Here is a 695-nt window from a genome sequence, read left to right on the forward strand (position 1 = left end):
GGGGGTGCCCCTATGTGTTTGGTCAAGGTGGTGGGTACCGGGCGGGGGCCGTCTGGCACTCTGCCTGGCATGAGCGATGAAGCGCGTGTGCAGCAATCAGGGGAGGAGGGCATGCGTCCGTGCGTCTTCTGTCATCACCCTGTCGTGATCGACTGTCTCGACGAATGGGACTGCCCGGTGTGCGGCGTGCGCGATGAGGATCAGCCTGATGTGACGGGCCGGGGTTCGTAGAAGGTTCCGTCGCGGAGCATCGCGAACAGGACGTCGGCCCGGCGGCGGGCGAGATGGAGCAGGGCCTGGGTGTGGTGCTTGCCCTGGGTGATCTTCTTGTCGTAGTAGGCCCGGGAGGTCGGGTCGCCCAGGGCGGCGAACGCGGAGAGGAGGAAGGCCGTTTGAGCTGCTTGTTTTCCCGTCTGGAAGGCTGTTCGCCGCGGATCGAGGACCCCGAGCTCCGGGTTGCCAGGGCGAGTCCGGCGTAGGCGGCGAGGTGGCCGGCGGTGGGGAAGGTGCTGCCGTCACCGACCTCGATCAAGATGCGGGCTCCAGTCCTGATGCCGACGCCCGGCATCGACGTCAGGACTTTCGAAAGAGGGTGGGCCTCCAGCAGTTTCTCGATCCGCCCGGCCAGGAGCCTGCGTTGGTCGAGCACGGCCGTCAGCGATCCGGCCAGGCTCGGGACGATCAACGCGGCCGCC

At 67.3% G+C, this 695-nt stretch carries 1 protein-coding gene and 1 pseudogene; one reads left to right on the forward strand and one right to left on the reverse strand.

Annotated features, from left to right (window positions below; translation table 11 throughout):
* The first annotated feature begins 69 nt into the window (after positions 1–69).
* On the forward strand, positions 70–231 hold the full coding sequence (locus IE321_RS41610) for a hypothetical protein (protein WP_190226798.1): 162 nt from the start codon (positions 70–72) through the stop codon (positions 229–231).
* On the opposite strand, the pseudogene IE321_RS41615 reads toward IE321_RS41610, so the two are convergent.
* A pseudogene (locus tag IE321_RS41615) lies at positions 201–695 on the reverse strand (transposase); the annotation flags it as partial. The gene IE321_RS41610 and the pseudogene IE321_RS41615 sit on opposite strands and share 31 nt — an antisense overlap.

It is taken from the genome of Streptomyces hydrogenans (assembly GCF_014656075.1).
Classification (GTDB): domain Bacteria; phylum Actinomycetota; class Actinomycetes; order Streptomycetales; family Streptomycetaceae; genus Streptomyces; species Streptomyces hydrogenans.

Bases quoted from the DNA above. Each gene is read 5' to 3' on its own strand.
- IE321_RS41610 (WP_190226798.1), top strand. From the start codon at position 70: ATGAGCGATGAAGCGCGTGTGCAGCAATCAGGGGAGGAGGGCATGCGT.